This is a genomic window from Pseudogracilibacillus sp. SE30717A, assembly GCF_037071985.1.
Lineage (GTDB): Bacteria > Bacillota > Bacilli > Bacillales > Amphibacillaceae > Pseudogracilibacillus.
Genome location: NZ_JAXHDF010000002.1, coordinates 126,338 through 147,043 on the forward strand (window position 1 = coordinate 126,338; position 20,706 = coordinate 147,043).

Annotated in this window: 22 protein-coding genes; all 22 read left to right on the forward strand. The window is 33.4% G+C overall.

The window, feature by feature from the left end; all coding sequences use genetic code 11:
• Positions 1-31 precede the first annotated feature (31 nt).
• Positions 32-721 (forward strand): (d)CMP kinase, encoded by a 690-nt coding sequence (gene cmk / locus SPD48_RS03355; protein ID WP_336256651.1) that lies wholly within the window; start codon positions 32-34, stop codon positions 719-721.
• A gap of 142 nt (positions 722-863) precedes the next feature.
• Positions 864-1,988: a 30S ribosomal protein S1 gene (gene rpsA / locus SPD48_RS03360; RefSeq protein ID WP_336256652.1), complete on the forward strand. Its 1,125-nt coding sequence runs from the start codon at positions 864-866 to the stop codon at positions 1,986-1,988.
• 219 nt (positions 1,989-2,207) lie between these two features.
• Positions 2,208-2,792 (forward strand): YphA family membrane protein, encoded by a 585-nt coding sequence (locus SPD48_RS03365; RefSeq protein WP_336256653.1) that lies wholly within the window; start codon positions 2,208-2,210, stop codon positions 2,790-2,792.
• Between the two features lie 92 nt (positions 2,793-2,884).
• Positions 2,885-4,195 carry a ribosome biogenesis GTPase Der gene (gene der, locus SPD48_RS03370; RefSeq protein WP_336256654.1) on the forward strand — a complete coding sequence of 437 codons (1,311 nt, stop codon included), beginning with the start codon at positions 2,885-2,887 and terminating at the stop codon, positions 4,193-4,195.
• 17 nt (positions 4,196-4,212) lie between these two features.
• Positions 4,213-5,232 (forward strand): NAD(P)H-dependent glycerol-3-phosphate dehydrogenase, encoded by a 1,020-nt coding sequence (locus SPD48_RS03375; protein WP_336256655.1) that lies wholly within the window; start codon positions 4,213-4,215, stop codon positions 5,230-5,232.
• A 77-nt stretch (positions 5,233-5,309) separates the two neighbouring features.
• Positions 5,310-5,564 (forward strand): stage VI sporulation protein F, encoded by a 255-nt coding sequence (locus SPD48_RS03380; protein WP_336256656.1) that lies wholly within the window; start codon positions 5,310-5,312, stop codon positions 5,562-5,564.
• 274 nt (positions 5,565-5,838) lie between these two features.
• Complete coding sequence (locus tag SPD48_RS03385) at positions 5,839-6,036, forward strand: DUF2768 domain-containing protein (RefSeq protein WP_336256657.1); 198 nt, start codon at positions 5,839-5,841, stop codon at positions 6,034-6,036.
• Between the two features lie 18 nt (positions 6,037-6,054).
• Positions 6,055-6,777 (forward strand): hypothetical protein, encoded by a 723-nt coding sequence (locus SPD48_RS03390; protein WP_336256658.1) that lies wholly within the window; start codon positions 6,055-6,057, stop codon positions 6,775-6,777.
• A 172-nt stretch (positions 6,778-6,949) separates the two neighbouring features.
• On the forward strand, positions 6,950-8,428 hold the full coding sequence (spoIVA, locus tag SPD48_RS03395; protein WP_336256659.1) for a stage IV sporulation protein A: 1,479 nt from the start codon (positions 6,950-6,952) through the stop codon (positions 8,426-8,428).
• Positions 8,429-8,725: 297 nt separating this feature from the next.
• Positions 8,726-9,001, forward strand: coding sequence for an HU family DNA-binding protein (locus tag SPD48_RS03400; RefSeq protein WP_336256660.1), 276 nt, complete (start codon positions 8,726-8,728; stop codon positions 8,999-9,001).
• A gap of 270 nt (positions 9,002-9,271) precedes the next feature.
• Positions 9,272-10,039 carry a heptaprenyl diphosphate synthase component 1 gene (locus SPD48_RS03405; protein WP_336256661.1) on the forward strand — a complete coding sequence of 256 codons (768 nt, stop codon included), beginning with the start codon at positions 9,272-9,274 and terminating at the stop codon, positions 10,037-10,039.
• A 3-nt stretch (positions 10,040-10,042) separates the two neighbouring features.
• On the forward strand, positions 10,043-10,747 hold the full coding sequence (locus SPD48_RS03410; protein ID WP_336256662.1) for a demethylmenaquinone methyltransferase: 705 nt from the start codon (positions 10,043-10,045) through the stop codon (positions 10,745-10,747).
• A 33-nt stretch (positions 10,748-10,780) separates the two neighbouring features.
• Positions 10,781-11,758, forward strand: a complete 978-nt coding sequence (gene hepT / locus SPD48_RS03415) for a heptaprenyl diphosphate synthase component II (RefSeq protein WP_336256663.1) — start codon at positions 10,781-10,783, stop codon at positions 11,756-11,758.
• Positions 11,759-11,854: 96 nt separating this feature from the next.
• Positions 11,855-12,301 (forward strand): nucleoside-diphosphate kinase, encoded by a 447-nt coding sequence (ndk, locus tag SPD48_RS03420; protein WP_336256664.1) that lies wholly within the window; start codon positions 11,855-11,857, stop codon positions 12,299-12,301.
• 69 nt (positions 12,302-12,370) lie between these two features.
• Entirely contained in the window at positions 12,371-13,144 is a 774-nt protein-coding gene (locus SPD48_RS03425) for a CheR family methyltransferase (protein ID WP_336256665.1), read from the forward strand.
• A 26-nt stretch (positions 13,145-13,170) separates the two neighbouring features.
• On the forward strand, positions 13,171-14,337 hold the full coding sequence (aroC, locus tag SPD48_RS03430) for a chorismate synthase (protein WP_336256666.1): 1,167 nt from the start codon (positions 13,171-13,173) through the stop codon (positions 14,335-14,337).
• On the forward strand, positions 14,338-15,411 hold the full coding sequence (gene aroB, locus SPD48_RS03435; RefSeq protein WP_336256667.1) for a 3-dehydroquinate synthase: 1,074 nt from the start codon (positions 14,338-14,340) through the stop codon (positions 15,409-15,411).
• Complete coding sequence (aroH, locus tag SPD48_RS03440; RefSeq protein WP_336256668.1) at positions 15,408-15,782, forward strand: chorismate mutase; 375 nt, start codon at positions 15,408-15,410, stop codon at positions 15,780-15,782. Before aroB ends, aroH begins: the two co-directional genes overlap by 4 nt.
• Positions 15,783-16,889 (forward strand): histidinol-phosphate transaminase, encoded by a 1,107-nt coding sequence (hisC, locus tag SPD48_RS03445; RefSeq protein WP_336256669.1) that lies wholly within the window; start codon positions 15,783-15,785, stop codon positions 16,887-16,889.
• Positions 16,886-17,989 carry a prephenate dehydrogenase gene (locus tag SPD48_RS03450; RefSeq protein WP_336256670.1) on the forward strand — a complete coding sequence of 368 codons (1,104 nt, stop codon included), beginning with the start codon at positions 16,886-16,888 and terminating at the stop codon, positions 17,987-17,989. Before hisC ends, SPD48_RS03450 begins: the two co-directional genes overlap by 4 nt.
• Positions 17,990-18,010: 21 nt before the next feature.
• Complete coding sequence (gene aroA / locus SPD48_RS03455; RefSeq protein ID WP_336256671.1) at positions 18,011-19,309, forward strand: 3-phosphoshikimate 1-carboxyvinyltransferase; 1,299 nt, start codon at positions 18,011-18,013, stop codon at positions 19,307-19,309.
• 107 nt (positions 19,310-19,416) lie between these two features.
• Positions 19,417-20,679, forward strand: a complete 1,263-nt coding sequence (locus SPD48_RS03460; protein WP_336256672.1) for a tetratricopeptide repeat protein — start codon at positions 19,417-19,419, stop codon at positions 20,677-20,679.
• Positions 20,680-20,706: the final 27 nt, after the last annotated feature.

Sequence of the window (20,706 nt, forward strand, 5' to 3'; positions counted from 1 at the left end):
TTAGTTTCATATTGGTAGGGGGAATGAATAAATGAAAGATAGACTAATAAGAATTGCAATAGATGGACCTGCAGCTGCCGGTAAAAGTACGGTTGCAAAAAAAATCGCCAAACAGCTATCTATTGTTTATATTGATACAGGAGCTATGTATCGTGCTCTAACATTAAAAGCAATTAATCAAAACATTAATATAGAAGATGAAACAGCCTTATATGAATTGCTTAAAAAAACTAAGATTACTTTAACTCAAAATGGGGAATATACTACTCAAAAAGTATTTTTAGATGGTACAGATGTTACTGATTCGATTCGTTCGGAAGCTGTGTCAAACTCTGTTTCATTTATTGCAAAGCATCCGTTAATTCGTGAAGAAATGGTAGAAAGACAAAAACACCTCGCTGATGATGTCAGTGTTGTCATGGATGGAAGGGACATAGGAACTCATGTACTACCTCATGCAGAAGTTAAAATATTTTTAATAGCTTCTGTCGAAGAAAGAGCAAAAAGAAGATATAATGAAAATATTAGAAGAGGAATTCCCACTAATTTAGAAAAGTTAAAAGAAGAAATTAAGGAAAGAGATGAACGAGATTCAAATAGAACAGTTTCACCACTAATTCAAGCAAAAGATGCCATTGCGATTGATACTACTTCATTATCAATTGAGCAAGTTACAGACAATATATTAGGAAAAGTAAACGAATATCTAGACTCTTTATAAAATAATTTACTTGACAAATTGTATTTATTGTAAGAAGTTATTAACAAAGTGGTTTTCATGTTATACTTAGATAAAAGGAAAATGTTAGTTTTTCTACAAATAAATAGATTGTTTTTTAAATTGTGTTTAGGAGTGAATACATATGGCGGAATCAAACAATGAATTACAAGTTGGAAGTACTGTTACAGGAACTGTGGTAAAAGTTGATGAAAAACAAGTATTAGTTGATATCGGACAGAAGTCAGAAGGAATTATTCCTATAAGTGAATTATCCAATTTGCATGTAGAAAATCCAAACGATGTAGTGAAAGATGGAGAAGAATTAACATTAAAAGTAAAGAAAGTTGAAGATGAAGAAATTATTCTTTCTAAAAAAATGGTGGATGCAGAAAAAGCATGGGAAGAACTACAAGAAAAATATGATAACAATGAAACATTTGTGACAGAAGTTAAGGAAGTCGTAAAAGGTGGACTTGTTGTGGATGTAGGACTAAGAGGTTTTATCCCCGCTTCATTAGTCGAAACTTATTTTGTAGAAGACTTTTCCGATTATAAAAACAAATCATTGGAAGTAAAAATAGTTGATTTGGATAAAGAACAAAATAGAATTATATTATCTCATAGAGCAGTTATCGAAGAAGAACAATCAAAGAAAAAAGCAGAAATTCTTGAGTCATTAGAACCTGGCCATGTTGTGGAAGGCACAGTGCAGCGTATAACAGATTTTGGTGCGTTCGTCGATATTGGCGGAGTAGATGGACTAGTCCATATATCTGAATTAGCTCATACCCATGTAGATAAAGTATCTGATGTATTATCAGAAGGAGATAAGATAAAAGTAGAAGTTTTATCAGTCGATTTAGATAATGATCGAATATCTTTATCTTACAAAAACACATTACCAGGCCCATGGTCAGGTATTGAAGAGCGTATTAAAGAAGGAGACAAAGTAAAAGGAATTGTTAAACGTCTTGTAAACTTTGGAGCCTTTGTAGAGATTGAAGATGGTGTAGAAGGACTTGTACATATTTCTCAAATCGCTAACCGTCACATCGGTACTCCTGAAGAGGTATTAGAAGTTGGGCAAGAAATCACTGCAAAAGTCCTAAGCGTGGATGAAGGAGAACAACGTATCTCATTGAGCATTAAGGAAATCGAGTTAGATAAAGAAAAAGGTGAGATAGAACAATACGAAAGAGAAGAAGAATCATCCAGTTTTCAACTTGGCGATATGATTGGTGATAAACTCGATGAATATAAACAATAAAGATAAACAGTAATCTTTGATCTAGAGCTTTTCCATTTCGGAGAGGCTCTTTTAACTTTGACCTCTACTTAATATACGCTTAAAATTTCCATTCATGAATTAAGTTTAACATGATGTTTAAAGAGGCTTATCCGATTGTTTTAAAAATATATTACATGTATCAATCGTATAAACAACCTACATTTCATACATACTGATATGAAAAGTAGGTGAGATAAATTGTATGAAGAATTTTTATATTATTGGTTAATCTGGATTATTTTTATCCTAGTGTATTTTTTTATGGCTATTGGAAGCGCACGTTCAGTTTTAGTTAGTTGGATTTTATTGTTGATCTGTTGTACTAATATAACAATCATATTTTCTAATATAACTTTTTCTATCACATTTTTTCTATTAATTATTGGAGCAATTATTTTTTATACTGTCAATGAATTCACTTTTTATAAGATGTTTGCTACTTTTTCCGTAATGCTAGGGTATGTATCATTATTAATTTGGCGGAAGATTACTCCCGTCTGGTTTTTTATGCCTTCATTTTTTATGATCTCCGTGATAAGTGCAATCCTTATATTGGTACTTATCCATGAGTTTTACGAACAAATTGCTGTAGCATTGGTCGCTATTACCTTTGGCCAACTTCTATATGAATTTATTGTGATCAGTTATCGATTAAATGATGTAATGGGAGATAGAACATTTTTCATCCAAATTAGTTTAATCATTTTATTTATTATAATGAACCGATTTTTTCAAAGCTCGATCAGTAAGCTTTCGACTTTTTTACGTAGAAAAATAGCGTAATATTATATAACAAATTGTTATAAATGAACGACTTTGTTAAAATGAATAAAGATTTTAATATATATATTTTGATGTAGGAAGGATGGCCTTTCATGAGAAAAGCTACTGTAGCTATTGTAGGGAGACCAAATGTTGGAAAATCGACTATATTTAATCGGTTAGTCGGAGAAAGAGTTTCCATTGTTGAAGATATACCAGGAGTTACAAGAGATCGCATTTATGCTGAGGTAGAATGGTTAACTACTCAATTTAATATTATAGATACTGGCGGGATTGAATTATCGGACGAGCCTTTATTAACTAAAATTAGAAATCAAGCGGAAATTGCCATTGATGAAGCAGATGTGATTATTTTTTTGGTAAATGGCAGAGATGGTGTTACAGCCGCTGATGAGGAAGTTGCTAAACTATTATACAAGTCGAAAAAACCTACCGTACTGGCTGTTAACAAAATTGATAATCCAGAAATGCGTGACCGAATTTATGAATTTTATGCATTAGGATTCGGTGAACCTTACCCGATATCTGGAACCCATGGATTAGGGTTAGGCGATTTATTAGACGAAGTAATTCGTAATTTTCCTCAGTTAGAGGATGAAGAAAAGGATGATGATTCCATTTACTTTAGTGTCATTGGGCGCCCGAATGTCGGGAAATCATCTTTAGTAAATGCGATATTAAATGAGGAACGGGTAATTGTTAGTGATATAGAAGGAACGACAAGGGACGCAATTGATACATTCATACATAAAGATAACCAAGATTTTGTTATTATCGATACAGCCGGGATTCGTAAACGTGGAAAAGTTTATGAATCAACCGAGAAATATAGTGTTCTTCGTGCATTAAAGGCAATAGATCGCTCTGATGTTGTATTAGTTGTGTTAGACGCGGATACGGGTATTAGAGAGCAAGATAAAACAATAGCCGGATATGCCCACGATGCCGGACGAGCAATTGTCATTGTTGTTAATAAATGGGATACTGTAGATCCTGGTGAAAAGGTAATGAAGCAATTTGAAGAGGAGATAAGAACACAGTTTCAATTTTTGAATTATGCTCCAATTGTATTTTTATCTGCAAAAACGAAAAGACGCTTACAAAGATTAATCCCGATTATTAAATTGGCTAGCGAGAATCATACAAAAAGAATTCCAACAAACGTGTTGAATGATGTAATTATGGATGCACTCGCTGTAAATCCTACTCCAACGATTAAAGGGAAACGTTTGAAAGTTTTATACACTACTCAAGTTGCTGTAAAGCCACCAACATTTGTTGTCTTTGTTAATGATCCTGAATTAATGCATTTTTCATTTAAACGTTTTATTGAAAATCGGATTAGAGAATCATTTGGTTATACAGGTACTCCAATTAAGATAATTGGTAGAAAACGATCATAATAAAAGGAGAATAAAATATGGGAAAAGTAGCAGTATTAGGAGCTGGCAGTTGGGGGACTGCTTTAGCTATCGTACTAGCCGATAACGGTCATGATGTTCGCTTGTGGTCACATCGTAAAGAACAGGCAGATGAGATCAATAATTACCATTTGAATAAACGGTATTTAAATGTTCAATTGCCTAATAACCTACGCGGTTTTTATGATCTTCATGCTGCAGTTAATGATGCAGAGGCAGTAGTTTTTGTTGTGCCTTCTAGTGCAATTCGCGAAGTATGCAGTTTAGTTAGAAACTCCTTGAAAGAAAAGACTACAATCGTTCATGCGTCAAAAGGGATCGAGCCGGATACGTTTAAGCGAATTTCCGAGATAATTGGAGAAGAAATCCCAGAGTATGGAGAAGATAATATTGTAACCTTATCAGGGCCAAGCCATGCAGAGGAAGTTGCATTACGACATCCTACAACTGTAACAGTTGCTTCAAAAAATAGGGAAAATGCTAAATTTATTCAAAACATGTTTAGCAATGAATTTTTTCGAGTTTATACAAGTTCAGATGTCATCGGAGTGGAACTGGGAGGGGCTTTAAAAAATATTATTGCTCTAGGAGCTGGTATTTCCGATGGACTTGGTTTCGGCGATAACGCGAAGTCTGCTTTAATTACGCGAGGATTAGCTGAAATTACACGGCTTGGAACAGCTCTAGGGGCCAACCCTTTAACCTTCTTAGGGTTATGTGGAGTTGGAGATTTAATTGTAACATCTACCAGTGCTCATAGCAGGAATTGGCGAGCTGGGAATCTACTAGGTAAAGGAAAATCATTGGACGAGGTCTTACAACAAATGAACATGGTTGTAGAAGGCGTGAGAACAACTAAAGCAGCATATCAACTTGGAAAAAGTCAGCAAGTTGATATGCCAATTACAAACGGAATATATGACGTCTTATTCAATAATAAAGATCCCAAATTGGTTGTTGAACAATTAATGAAAAGGGACAAAAAAGAGGAAATGGATGATTATTCCTCATTCATTTAACAGGATATATGACATAAACAAATTAATCTTTCTCTGCATATACTACTTTTGAGTGATAGCAGGGAGGGGAATGTAAAGTGGATCAAGACGCAAAAAAAATAATGAATAAAATAGAAGAAAGTTCTAATATTTCAGTTGATGAAATATACAATATTGCACATGCAATTCAATTTCAAGACTTATCAGATGAATCAACAGTTAGATCTCTAGTCCGTCGTTTGTCAAGTATGGCAAATCGTCCAATTTCTAAAGAGAAAGAAGATCAAATTGTACGTTCAATTATTAATAATGAAATTCCATCATCAATGGAATCATTAGAACGATTTTTTTAATAAATTCAAATTATTAGGCGTTAGAAGATACAAATGAATTAAAAGATGCATATTATAAAACGCAACAGTAAACTTAAATAGAGATGCCGGGTATTGTTTAGTCAGTCTGGGATGGCTTCTTACAGTCATTCCAGTTTTTTATGACAAAATAAGTACTATTATTAGAATGTGAATAATAAAAGAGTGAATAAATTGATTTGCTATATTAGTTTATGTAAAAATGAAGAATAGTTAACAATCTAACATATTGAGAGTGAATACTAGGAGTGAAGTAATGAGCGCAGCAGAAATAAAAGAGATCATCTCTTTTGTAGGGATAGGTCTTTTAATAGTAGCAATTGCTTTAATAACATTAAGTAGAAGGAAATTAACAGGTATATTTAGTATCATTGTCTCAATTATTGCTTATATTTCCTTTATTATTGGTGGATTTATTGTTGTATTCGTTGTATTAAGCGGGCCTACAGGCTAACTACTAAGGAGGCATATTATGACAAAAAAACTATACATACTTACACTTCCAATTCTAATCATAACGTTTCTGAGTGGATGTTTATATCCGCAAAATGACTTGGCAAAAAATCAAATGCCTAATGAAGCACAGTTAGATATGGTCCAATCCGCTGTACTCCAATATAAAGAACAAACAAATGGCTTGGTTCCTATTAAAACAAAAGAAAATGATGTAGATATTTATGAAAAATATTTAATAGATTTTTCTCTTTTAAAAGATAACCAATTGATTTCGGAAATACCAGGGACAGCATATGAAAATGGTGGTATTTACCAATATACAATCGTTACTCCTGAAGATGATCCAAAAGTAAAACTAATCGACCTCCGAGTAACCGAAAAAATTAGAGAAGTCTATGTAAAATTAGATATATATCGTTCGAAAAACATTTATCCGCCTTTTGGTGAACAAATTGATACAGACATTTATAAATTAAATTATAAAAAACTAGGATATAAGTCAGAACCCCATGTAATAAGTCCATTTACAAAAGTTAATTTACCTTTATTAATTAATACAGACGGTGACATATTTATCGATTATCGGATTGATTTGCAACAAGCTTTAAATGAATTTGATCATAATTATAAAAATGGTGATGATATTCGTCCGATTTTAGAAAATAATTATCCTTTTGTTCCTGCATATTCCTTACCATATACGATAGAAAACAACGAACCAGTATTTTTAATAGAATAATATGTATAATTCTCCCCTTGTAGCATATCGTGTTACAAGGGGTTTTTAATAATTTATTTACATAATGATTTTTAGTTTTTAAAGTCATATTTTAATAGGACAACATCATAGACTATATTAGTATTGGTCTTGGTTTGTAAATTTTTTTGTATTTGGAAGAGGAGGGAACTACTTGGATAAGATTGATATTTTTAAAGATATTTCTAAACGAACGAACGGGGATGTTTATTTAGGAATAGTTGGAGCAGTAAGAACGGGTAAATCAACATTCATCAAGCGCTTTATGGAGTTAGTTGTTTTACCAAATATACTAGAGGAGAATGATCGCATTCGGGCGCACGATGAATTGCCTCAAAGCGCAGCCGGAAAGACGATAATGACGACAGAGCCCAAATTCGTACCAAATCAAGCAGTGTCAATTAATATTGAAGATGGATTAGACGTAAATGTTCGTCTCGTTGATTGTGTCGGTTATGCTGTAGATGGGGCCAAGGGATTTGAAGATGAAGATGGACCGAGAATGATTAACACCCCTTGGTATGAGGATCCGATTCCATTTCATGATGCTGCTGAAATAGGTACAAGAAAAGTAATTCAGGAACATTCTACAATTGGAATAGTTATAACAACGGATGGAACAATTGGTGATATACCTAGATCACATTACATTGAAGCAGAAACAAAAGTTGTAAATGAATTAAAAGAAGTTGGAAAACCTTTTATTATGATCATAAACTCGGCTCGACCTACATCTCAAGAAACAGAGTTATTACGCCAAGAATTAGCTGCAGAACACGATGTACCAGTATTATCGATGAGCATCGAAACAATGAATGAACATGATGTTTATAACGTTCTAAGAGAATCTTTATATGAATTTCCTGTACTAGAAGTAAATGTTAATTTGCCAAGCTGGGTAATGGTGCTTCATGATAACCACTGGCTAAAACTTAACTACCAAGATGCAATACAGACAACTGTGCGAAGCATTAAGCGGCTTCGAGACGTAAATACGATTGTAAATGAATTTTCTGATTTCGAATATATTGACCATGCTCAAATTTCCGGAATGGAAATGGGAGAAGGAATTGCAGAAATTGATTTATTCGCTCCCGAAAACTTATATGAGAACATTTTAAAAGAAATAGTCGGAGAAGAAATTAGGGGAAAAGATCATTTACTCTCCTTGATGCAAGATTTTACCCATGCTAAACGAGAATATGATCAGATTGCTGGTGCTTTACAAATGGTAAAACAAACTGGATATGGAATTGCTGCACCGTCCATCCAAGATATGGTACTAGATGAACCGGAGATTATAAAGCAAGGATCAAGATTTGGTGTCAGATTAAAAGCTGTAGCACCTTCTATTCATATGATAAAAGTAGAAGTTGAAAGTGAATTTGCACCGATTATAGGCACTGAAAAGCAAAGTGAAGAGTTAGTTAAATATTTAATGCAAGATTTTGAAGAAGATCCATTATCGATTTGGAACTCAGATATCTTTGGTCGATCGTTAAATTCCATTGTACGTGAAGGTATTCAAGCGAAAATTTCATTAATGCCTGAAAATGCAAGATATAAATTAAAAGATACGTTAGAAAGAATAATTAATGAAGGGTCGGGAGGATTAATAGCAATTATTTTATAACAGCTGTTTCAGCTGTTTTTATTTTGAGAATATATAAAAAAATCTAACAGCAAAGGGTCATCTGACGTATGATCTTTGCTGTTTCTTTATGAAATTGTAACAGAACGAAGAAATTTTGAATAAATTCGTGAAAAAACGTTATTTTGTGTTGAATTTTATGATAAAGTCAGTTAGTATAAGCTTTATCATCAGTTTATTATCTATTGAAGTATAAAAATAGGCAAATTGGTGAACAAATGATGATAGCTTTATAATTTGTAATTTGCAAATTATATATTTCGGGAGGAGGTGAATGTCATGAACAAAACAGATTTAATCAATGCAGTAGCCGAAAAAAGCGAACTTTCTAAAAAGGATGCAGCGAAAGCTGTAGATGCAGTGTTCGATTCTGTCATGGATTCACTTAAAGATGGTGAAAAAGTACAAATTATCGGATTTGGAAACTTTGAGGTGCGCGAAAGATCAGCACGTAAAGGGCGTAATCCTCAAACTGGTGAAGAAATTCAAATTCCAGCAAGCAAAGTTCCAGCATTCAAAGCTGGTAAAGCTCTAAAGGAAGCTGTTAAAAGCTAATTTACATAGAGCATACAATTAGGGCACGTTAACCATACGTGCCCTTTTTTGTTTGTGTAATGATTTATACTAACCCATTTACTAGCAGATTGTATTTTTCTCGACCCGAATATCCTATATTGATTGACAATACTGTTATAATAAGTGATAGTAAATTAGATATATTAAAAATCGATTATACGTATATCGATTCTCGCTTCATATAGCTATATTATGCTATACTATGAGTAATCATTGCATGAAAGGGCATAGGTGGTTAGCGTGCACACATTGAGTAAGGAAACAAACCAATTAAAATACATGATTGAAAAAAAGATAAGTCATTCATATGTGGAAAAATATATTCAAAAGCCCTTAATTGATTTTGACAAGCTATCTATATTACATTATCTCTATAAAGATTTAAATATCGCTACAAATCGAAAACAACACTATGTTATTACTATTATGTTAGTTCAAATAGCCTTAGACACCCACGAATTACTGCCAAGTAATGGATCACGGGAAATGGGGTTAACCGAAAAACAATTATCTGTTTTAGCGGGAGATTATTATAGCGGATTATATTATTTGCTTTTATCAGAAATTGAAGATATAGAAATGATTCAAGTATTAGCAACAGCGATCCAAAAGATAAATGAGCAGAAAATGGTTTTGTTTTACAAAAATCTCCATTCAATTGATGAGTTATTAATAACCTTAAAAAACATTGAGTCTATCTTATTTACCGAAGTAGCTCTCTTTTTAGATAGTAATTATGAACTCATTCCTGTTATCAAAGAAGTTTTGCTTATTAATAGGCTCTATAGAGAAAAAGAACTCTTAAAAGAAAACAAGTTTTCGCATATAAGAGAATTCATTAAAAAAGAAAAAAATGAAAGTTATTTTGATACTGAAATGGAACAGCTAATAGAAAATAGAGAACAAATTCTAGATAGATTATTGTTGTCTTTACCTGATCAATATTCCTCATTTAGAAATACGATTAGAAACAAAATTAAATTATCTTTTAATATAACTGTAGCGGAAGAAGGATAGCAGATGACTGAAAGTTCTAAAGAAGAAAAAGTTCATCATGTATTTGAAAAGATATCTCAAAATTATGATTCGATGAACTCTATTATTTCATTTAATCGTCATGTAGCATGGCGAAGAGATGTAATGAATCGAATGAATGTGGCAAAAGGAAGTAAAATACTCGATGTTTGTACTGGAACTGGTGATTGGGCAATTTCATTAACAAAAGCGGTAGGTGAAGAAGGCGAAGTATTCGGATTAGATTTCAGTAATAATATGCTCAAAGTTGCACATGAAAAGAAAGAAGCATTGCAAATACCTCATTTAGAGTTTATTCAAGGTAATGCAATGGAGTTACCTTTTGATGATGAAACGTTTGATTACGTAACTATCGGTTTTGGACTAAGAAACGTTCCTGATTACGAGACGGTGTTGAATGAAATGTATCGAGTAACAAAAAAAGGTGGGAAAGTAGTCTGTTTAGAGACTTCTCAACCTACAATGCCAGGATTTAGACAACTTTATTTTTTTTATTTCCGTTTTATTATGCCGTTATTTGGAAAAATATTCGCGAAAAGTTACGATGAATATTCGTGGCTTCATGAATCTACCAAAAATTTTCCTGATAAACAAAAACTAAAAAAAATGTTTCTGGAAGCAGGGTTTACCCAGGTTGCCATTAAGAGTTACACTGGTGGGGTTGCGGCAATGCATATGGCAACAAAGTAGTGCGGAGAAGAGTATATTAAAAAGGTGAAGAGTATGAAACTTGCGAATATATATGGCTTTTTGAAGAAAGATTTACAAGATATAGAACATATGTTAACTGAAACAATCGAAGCAGAACATCCCATATTGCGTGAGGCCTCCCTTCAATTATTACAGGCTGGTGGAAAACGAATCCGTCCAGTTTTTGTCTTGTTATCTGCTCAGTTCGGAAATTATAACGAAAATATAGAGCAAATAAAATCTGTAGCGGTTGCTTTAGAGCTTATTCATATGGCTACCTTAGTACATGATGATGTCGTAGATGATGCAGAATTAAGGAGAGGGAAACCGACGATCAAATATTTATATGGAAATCGTGTCGCTATGTATACGGGTGACTACATTTTAGCAAGGGCTTTAGAAGTAATTACCACGGTTAAAATTCCAACAGTTCATCATTCTCTGTCCAAAACACTTGTTAAAGTAGTAGAAGGTGAAATTGCTCAAATTGAGGACAAGTATAATGTCAATCAAGGCATTAAAGATTACTTACGTCGAATTAAAAGAAAGACTGCATTGTTAATTGCGATTAGTTGTAAATTAGGAGCAATTGCCTCGGGTGCAACGATGAAACAAGCAAATCAACTTTATCGATATGGATATAATGTTGGTATGTCTTTTCAGATCATCGATGATATTTTAGATTTTACAGCTTCTTCCGAGGAACTTGGAAAACCGACTGGCAGCGATTTAATACAAGGGAATATAACACTTCCTATTTTTTTTGCAATGAATGATCAAGAATTTATGGATGAACTTGTCCACGTTTTTCAATCGTCAAATCAAATTGATGAGGAACGTATTAAACATTTACTTTTCTTATTAAAGCAAACTGATGCAATTGAAGAATCGTATCGTTTAAGTAACTTGTATTTACAAAAAGGGATCCAATCAATACAAACTTTAAAAAATACTAAAGCAAAAAGAACGTTACAGACAATTGCAAGTATTATTGGTAAAAGACGTTCTTAGTTTAATTGTATTATGTTACATAATTTGATAAAATTTTTATCGATCATAAAAATTTTGATCGTAGAAATTATGATGGAAAGTAGAGGAGAATATAGTATGGAAAAGACTTTTATTATGGTAAAACCTGACGGAGTACAACGCGGGTTAATTGGAGAAATTGTTAATCGTTTTGAAAAGAAAGGTTTTACGTTAGCGGGAGCAAAATTAATGCAGATTCCTACCGAGTTAGCGGAAGAACATTATGGTGAACATAAAGAGCGCCCTTTCTTTGGTGAATTAGTCGAGTTTATCACTTCAGGACCTGTATTTGCAATGGTATGGGAAGGTGAGAATGTAATTAAAACTGCTCGTCTCATGATTGGCGCAACAAATCCTACAGAAGCAGCACCTGGATCAATCCGAGGGGACTATGCAGTTACTGTTGGTAAAAATATTATCCATGGTTCCGATTCTCTGGAAAGTGCAGAAAGAGAAATTAATCTCTTCTTCAACGAAAAAGAGCTTGTTACTTACACAAAACAAGACAACACATGGATTTACTAATAACTATTTTTGGCCTCTGTTCTTAACGGAGGCTTTCTATTATTTATTTTGAGAGAGGCTTGTATAACAGTGGGGGATTATACTAGTTTTACACACAAAATTAATGAAAAGTTTGATATTGACTTAAGTTTATATAAAGAAGCTCAAATGAAACGAAGATTGACTTCTTTACGGAATAAAAGAGGATACGCCGATTTTTCAGCTTATTTTAATGCAATTTGTAAAAATGACGAATTGTTAAAAGAATTTTTGGATCGGCTTACTATTAATGTCTCCGAATTTTATCGTAATCCTAAACGATGGGATGTTTTGCGGAGCAAAGTTTTGCCTGAATTAACAAAAAATAAAAAAAAGTTGACTATTTGGAGTGCTGCATGCTCTACAGGAGATGAACCTTATAGTCTTTCAATTATGCTGAAGGAACATTTTAATGATATAGATGTATCGATCATTGCTACGGATATAGACGAAAATGTTTTAAAGAAAGCGAAACAAGGAGTATATAATGCTTCTGCTCTAAAAGAATTACCAGAACATAAAAAGTCAAAATACTTTTTATTTAAAAACAATAAGTATTATGTTAACGAACAGTTAAAATCAATTGTTACCTTCAAAAAACACAATTTATTAAATGACCCTTATCCGTCTAATGTTGACTTAATTGTTTGCCGTAATGTGTTGATCTATTTTACGGATCCTGCTAAAAATTTTATTTATGAACGTTTCGGCCAAGCATTAAATCAAAATGGCTTTCTGTTTGTTGGTAGTACGGAACAAATTTTTAATCCAAACAACTTTCAATTAAGTTTATACGATACTTTTTTTTATCAAAAAAAATCATGAATTGTACATAGAAATGAGGAATGAAAATGCGTTATTTAACTTCAGGAGAATCACATGGGAAAAAATTAACGACGATCATAGAAGGTATACCTGCTCGCATGCCACTACTAAAAGAAGATATTGATGAATCTTTGCTCCGAAGACAAAAAGGACATGGTAGAGGTCGGAGAATGCAAATAGAAAAGGATCTTGTTGAAATTACTAGTGGCGTGCGTCATGGGTACACATTAGGTTCACCTATTGCTTTAGTAGTTAACAATGATGATTTTAAGAGTTGGGTTAATATAATGGGTGAGGATCCAATTGAGGAAGATGAAAAAATCAGACGTGTAGTCACACGTCCAAGACCTGGGCATGCTGATCTCAACGGAGCATTGAAATATGGCCATCGTGATATGCGCAATGTGCTAGAACGTTCATCAGCTAGAGAAACAACAGTAAGAGTAGCTGCAGGTGCAGTCGCTAAAATAATGTTAAAGCAGTTAGGTATTGAAGTAGTGGGATACGTGAAAGAAATTGCCGGGATAAGAGCAGAAGATCAAGAAGGTCTATCAATGAAAGAGCGTATCGATATCTCTGAAGCTTCTCCTGTAAGAGTATTGGACAAAACAGTCGAACAAGCAATGATGGACAGGATTGATCAAGCGAAAAAAGACGGAGATTCTATCGGAGGAGTTTGTGAAGTATATGTTGAAGGTATGCCTGCCGGAATAGGATCATATGTACATTATGACCGGAAATTGGACGCTAAATTAGCTGCTAGTGTAATGAGCATTAACGCTTTTAAAGGAGCAGAAATTGGAATAGGCTTTGACGCTGCTCGAAAAAATGGTAGTGAAGTCCATGATGAAATTGCCTGGAGTAAAGAAGATGGTTATTACCGCAAAACAAACCGACTCGGTGGGTTTGAAGGTGGAATGACAACAGGAATGCCGTTAGTTATTAGAGGAGTAATGAAACCAATCCCAACCTTATATAAACCATTACAAAGTGTTGATATCGATACAAAAGAACCGTTTAATGCTAGTATTGAGCGTTCTGATTCATGTGCAGTTCCCGCAGCAGCTGTCGTTATGGAACATGTCATTGCATTCGAATTAGCAAAAGCGCTCACTGAAGAATTTACTAGTAATCAATTTCCACAACTTAAGAAAGCTATAGATGACTATCGAGAAGAAATCAGGTGTTTCTAAATGAATGAATTGAACGTTCAAACATCAACTCATTCATATCCTGTATATATTGGGGAAAATTTACGTTTTAAAATTAAAGAGCTTATTAAGAAAGATTATTCTTCTATTTTAATAATAACGGACGATCATGTTGCATCATTATATCTTGAAGAAATAACGGATAACCTAAATAGTATGAATGTTTTTTCTACAATCATCCCTAGTGGTGAAGCTTCCAAAAATATTGATAGTTTTTATCACTTGCAAACTATTGCTATTGAAAATGGATTAGATCGAAATTCTTTAATTTTAGCACTAGGTGGTGGGGTTGTAGGAGATTTAGCTGGATTTGTTGCAGCAACGTTTATGCGAGGGATTGACTATATTCAAATACCAACAACTATTTTAGCCCATGATAGTAGTGTTGGCGGTAAGGTAGCAATTAATCATGAAAAGGGAAAAAATTTAATTGGCAACTTTTATCCGCCTAGAGCTGTTATTTATGACGTAAATACATTGAGTACACTCCCAGAACATGAAATTCGCTCAGGATATGCTGAACTAATAAAAGAAGCTTATATTAGTGATGAGCAATTCTTACATGAATTACTTACAATCGATCTGAAAAAAATTACTTCAGACCAACTTATGAGATTTCTCTACTTAGGTATTAAAATTAAAGCAACTATCGTTGAACAAGATGAAAAGGAATCCAGCATTCGAAAATTCTTAAACTTCGGACATACGTTAGCACATGCATTGGAAACGAAATTAGGGTACGGAAAAATCACCCACGGAGAAGCAGTTGCGATAGGTATGCTGTTTTCTATACGAGTAAGTGAACAAAAATATAGAGCTACACTTCCTTACAAAGAGCTATATAACTGGTTAAGGAAAAATAACTATCCATTAACATTTGATGATGTCTCTAATGAGGATATTATCGACGTAATGCGTCTAGATAAAAAAGCAGAGAAACAACAAATACAAATGGTATTATTAAAAAATGTGGCTGAACCAGAAGCAGTACAATTAACCGATCAGGAAATACAAACAGCACTAGAGTCATTCAAAAAGGAGTTGAATGCCACATGATACGAGGGTTTAGAGGAGCTACAACAGTAGTTGAAAATAAAGAATCAGAAATTATGGCTGAGACAAAAAAACTCATCATAGAAATTGTAGAAAAAAATAATATTGAGCCTGAAGACATTTCCCATGTTTTGTTTTCAGTTACTGATGATTTAAATGCAGGATTTCCAGCCAAAGTAGCTAGACAAATGAACGGTTGGACACATGTACCTGTAATGTGTATGAGGGAAATAAATGTTCCAAACAGTTTACCATTATGTATTCGAGTAATGATGGTAGCAGAAACAGAGTTATCGCAAAATGAAATCCATCATGTATTTTTTAACGAGGCAATAAAATTGCGACCAGATTTAACTCAAGAAGAAGGTGTTTAAATGGTTGGAAAAGAAATATTAAATCAAATGTCAGCTTATAAGCAAGGAATGCAAATTTCAGAAGTACAAAAAAAATATGATATTGAAAAAATTGTTAAACTAGCATCAAATGAAAATCCATATGGCTTTTCAAATAAGGTAAAAGAAGAATTAGATATACATTTTAAAGATTACGAGTTTTATCCTGATGGTTATTCCTATGAATTACGTACAAAATTAGCGGAAAAGCTCCATATTGAAGAGGATCAGCTTGTATTTGGAAGTGGATCTGATGAGATAATTACTTTTATTTGTCGTGCCTTCTTATATCCTGGTACAAATACAGTAATGGCCGGACCAACTTTTCCTCAATATAGGCATCATTCACTTATTGAAGGGGCAGAAATAAGAGAAATACCGACTTTAAATGGCAGGCATGATCTATTAAGCATGGCAGCTGCTATTAATTCATCTACTAAAGTGGTCTGGCTCTGTTCTCCCGATAATCCAACTGGTGAATTAATTTCTAAAGACGATTTTAATTTATTTATGAATAAATGTCCAAATGATGTTATCGTCGTACTAGATGAAGCGTATTATGAGTTTGTATCTTACGAAGACCGACTATCATTAAACGAGAACTTATTAAAATATCCTAATTTAATTGTACTTAGAACTTTTTCTAAAATTTATGGTTTAGCAGGATTACGAGTGGGATATGGAGTAGCAAGCGAAGAATTGGCAGAAAAATTGAACATTGTTAGGGGACCGTTCAATACGACTTCTTATTCACAATTTGCTGCTTTAACTGCGCTTAATGACGATGAATTCATTGAAAAAACTAGAAAATTAAACAATAAAGTAAAACAAGAATTTCAACATTTTTTAGATTCCATTCAATGGAAATATAATGAATCACACACTAATTTTTTGCTAGTTAAAACACCTGTTGATGCTGATAAAACTGCTTTTTACTTATTAAAAAATGGATTCATCGTACGTTCTGGAAATTTACTAGGTTATCCAAATACAGTAAGAATAACGATCGGAAATGAAGATGATATGAAAGATTTGCAAATAGTCATTTACAATTTGCACACTGAAATAAATGATGGGGTAATCAAATGAAGCGAAAGATATTAGTAGCAGGACTCGGTTTGATTGGTGGTTCATTAGCGTTAGCGATGAAAAAGTCACCTGAAAACCACATTTTAGGATTTGATTTACAAAAAGAAACTCTTCAAATTGCACTAGAAGAGCAAATAATTGACGAGAGTTATACTAATTTTGAAGAGGCAGTAAAGCAAGCGAAAATTGTCATTTTAGCAGCACCCATTTCGGAAACCATTAAACTGATGAAAAAAATGGATACAATTGAGCTAAATCATGACATTATTTTATCTGATGTTAGTTCCGTCAAAGGCTCAATTTTGCAAGCTGCAAACGAAATGATAAACAATCGAATAACCTTTATTGGTGGGCACCCAATGGCTGGTTCACATAAAGCAGGTATTCAAGCTGCAAAAGGACATTTATTTGAAAATGCAATTTATGTTCTGACACCGACTACATCGTGTTCTAATGGTAAAATTGAAGTTTTAAAAGAAGTATTAAAAGAGACCAAAAGCAATTTCCTTATCTTAAATCCTGAAGAACATGATGAAATGACGAGCGTAATTTCTCATTTTCCCCACCTAATCGCTTCTTCTCTCGTACATCAAGCAAAAAAGTGGGAGCAAATGCATCAATATTTACCTGAACTTGCCGCAGGGGGATTTAGAGATATTACAAGAATTGCGTCAAGTAATCCAAAGATGTGGCAAGATATCTTTCAACATAATGGAGAGCAAATGTCGCGATTGTTACAAGATTGGATTAATGAAATGGTCACTTTAAAAGAATTCTTAGACAAAAATAACAAAGAAGAAATGATTGTATACTTGGATCAAGCTAAAAAATATCGCGATGGCCTTGGAGAAAAAACGACCAGAGGTGCCTTGCCTTCATTTTATGATGTTTATGTTGATGTAAAAGACCAACCAGGCGCTATTGCTTCAGTTGTACAACTATTAGCTGATGAGGAAATTAGTATTCGAAACATTAGAATTTTAGAAATCAGAGATAGTATAAATGGAGCACTTCGCTTAAGCGTAACAAATCAAAAAGATCAACAACGAGCATATAATGTGTTAAAGAACAATAACTATGACGTTACGATCGAAGCATAACAAATGAAAGGAATGGATATTTTGGCTAATACATCCTTCTTACCTTTAAAAAAACCAATTCAAGGCGAATTGAACATACCTGGAGATAAATCAATTTCTCATCGTGCAATCATGTTAGGCTCTCTCGCAAAAGGTAAAACTGTCATTAAAAACTTTTTAGATGGAGAAGATTGTTTACATACAATCGATATTTTTCGAAAAATGGGAGTATCTATCGAGCAATCAGGTACAGATGTTTTGATTACTAGTAAGGGGGCACACTCCTTACAGGAACCTACTGTACCACTTTATTTTGGCAACTCTGGCACTACAGCTCGCTTAATGCTGGGTATTTTATCTGCACTTCCATTCTATTCTGTTATATATGGAGATCCTTTTTTAACTATTCGACCGATGAATAGGGTTGTCAACCCTTTACGAGAGATGGGTGCAAAAATAGATGGAAGAGAAAATGGGGAATACTTGCCACTTTCAATTCGAGGAACAAGTTTAAAGGGAATCCGTTATGAACTCCCAGTGAAAAGTGCTCAAGTAAAATCTGCTATCTTATTAGCAGGTATATTTACAGATGGTGAAACTACGATTATTGAAAAAGCAAAAACTAGAGACCATACCGAAAATATGTTGCGTGCTTTTGGAGCTGATATTAGCATTGAAGGATTAACCGTCAAAGTAACGAATAAGAACGAATTATCACCAGTAAATATTACCGTACCAGGAGATATTTCTTCCGCTGCATTTTTCTTAGTAGCAGGAGCAATCGTGCCAAATAGTCGTTTAACACTTAAAAATGTTGGACTTAATAAAACAAGATCTGGAATAATCGATGTCTTGGAAAGCATGGGAGCAAATATTGCTATTTCAAATAAGAAGGAGATCGGTGGAGAATTATTGGGAGATATAACAATAACTTACAATCAATTAAATGGTACGATTATTGAAAAAAACTTAATACCTAGACTAATTGATGAAATTCCAGTTATTGCTTTGCTTGCTACTCAGGCAGAGGGGACTACAATAATAAAAGACGCTGAAGAATTAAGAGTGAAAGAAACAGATCGAATTAAAGCGGTAATGGACGTCTTACGGACTTTAGGTGCAAACATAGAGGAAAAACCTGATGGATTGATTATCCATGGAAAAACACCACTTAAAGGCGGTAAAATAAAAAGTTATAGTGATCACCGTATTGCTATGATGGGTGTGATTGCTTCATTAATATCAGAAAATAATGTCATATTAGATGAAACAGCTTCAATTGGAATTTCATACCCTAACTTTTTCCAAGATTTGAATCGTATAAAAAGAGAAAAAAAGTAGAATCTGCATATGTAGATTCTCTTTTTCATTATTTAAAAGCTTTTCTTTTACGTGAGGGTAATCTTGTCTTATGATGATAATGAAGTAGTAAAAGGATGTGAATAAACATGGATGAATTAGATTATGCTATTCAACTAATGAATAATGGAAATGTTGATGAAGCACGTGATACGTTGAAACGCTTTGTTCTAGATGCAACAGACGAAGAAAAATTTATAGTGTCCGAATTGTATTATGATTGGGGTTTCATTGAAGATGCTGTTGTCCTTTTGAAGAAATTATTAGATATATACCCTCAAGAAGGGCAGCTCATTACTAAGTTATCTGAGATGTATATTGATTTAGAAAAAGATGAATCCGCCATTGATTTGTTAAATGGTATTAATGAAGATGACTCTTATTACTTACAATCCTTACTCCATTTGGCAGACCTATATCAAACCCAAGGACTGTTTGAAGTATCTGAGCAAAAGTTACTTGAAGCAAAACAGTTGGCACCTGATGAAATAGTAATTGATTTTGCTTTAGGAGAATTGTTATTTTCCATCGGTCAATACAATAGAGCAATCCCATTTTATGAAAAAGTAATTGTAAAAGAAGAAGAAATAAATAATGTCTCCATTAATGAAAGATTAGCTGAATCTCATGCGCTTCTAGGGCATTATCAAACTGCTTTAACCTACTATGAAAAAATAGACAATAAAGATCCAGATACATTATTTAAATATGGATTTACAGCATTCCGAGAAGGTAGAAACGATATTGCTATTAACATCTGGAAACAATTAATTGAAAAAGATCCGAATTATCATACGGTATATACTGAACTTGCTACAGCTTTAAAAGATGAAGGATTGATGGAAGATGCATATTCGATTATCCAACAAGGCCTTATGTACGATGAATTTAATAAAGAATTATATTTCTTAGCGGCACAAATAGCTCTCTCATTACAAAAGCAAGAAGAAAGTATTGATTTCTTAAAAGAAGCTATTTTATTAGATAGCGACTATCGTGAAGCGGTCTTATTATTAATTAGGCTGTATAAAGAAGATGGACAATACGCTAATATTATAGATTTAGTTCATGATATACAGAAGATGGGGGCAAGTGATCCTTTATATGACTGGGAATTAGCTAGAGCATTTAAAGAGGAAGAAGAATTTTCAAAAGCACTAAATGCATACGAAGAAGCATATATCCCATTATCATATGATAAAGATTTCCTAAAGGAATATGGTTACTTTTTAGTTGAAGAAGGAATGCAAAGGGAAGCAATAAATACTTTGGATCAATACATTGCTCTTGACCCTATGGATGAGGAAACAATTTCATTTGTAGAACGATTAAAATTTTCAATAAATGACTAAAATATGGTACGATTATCAGGTAGAAAG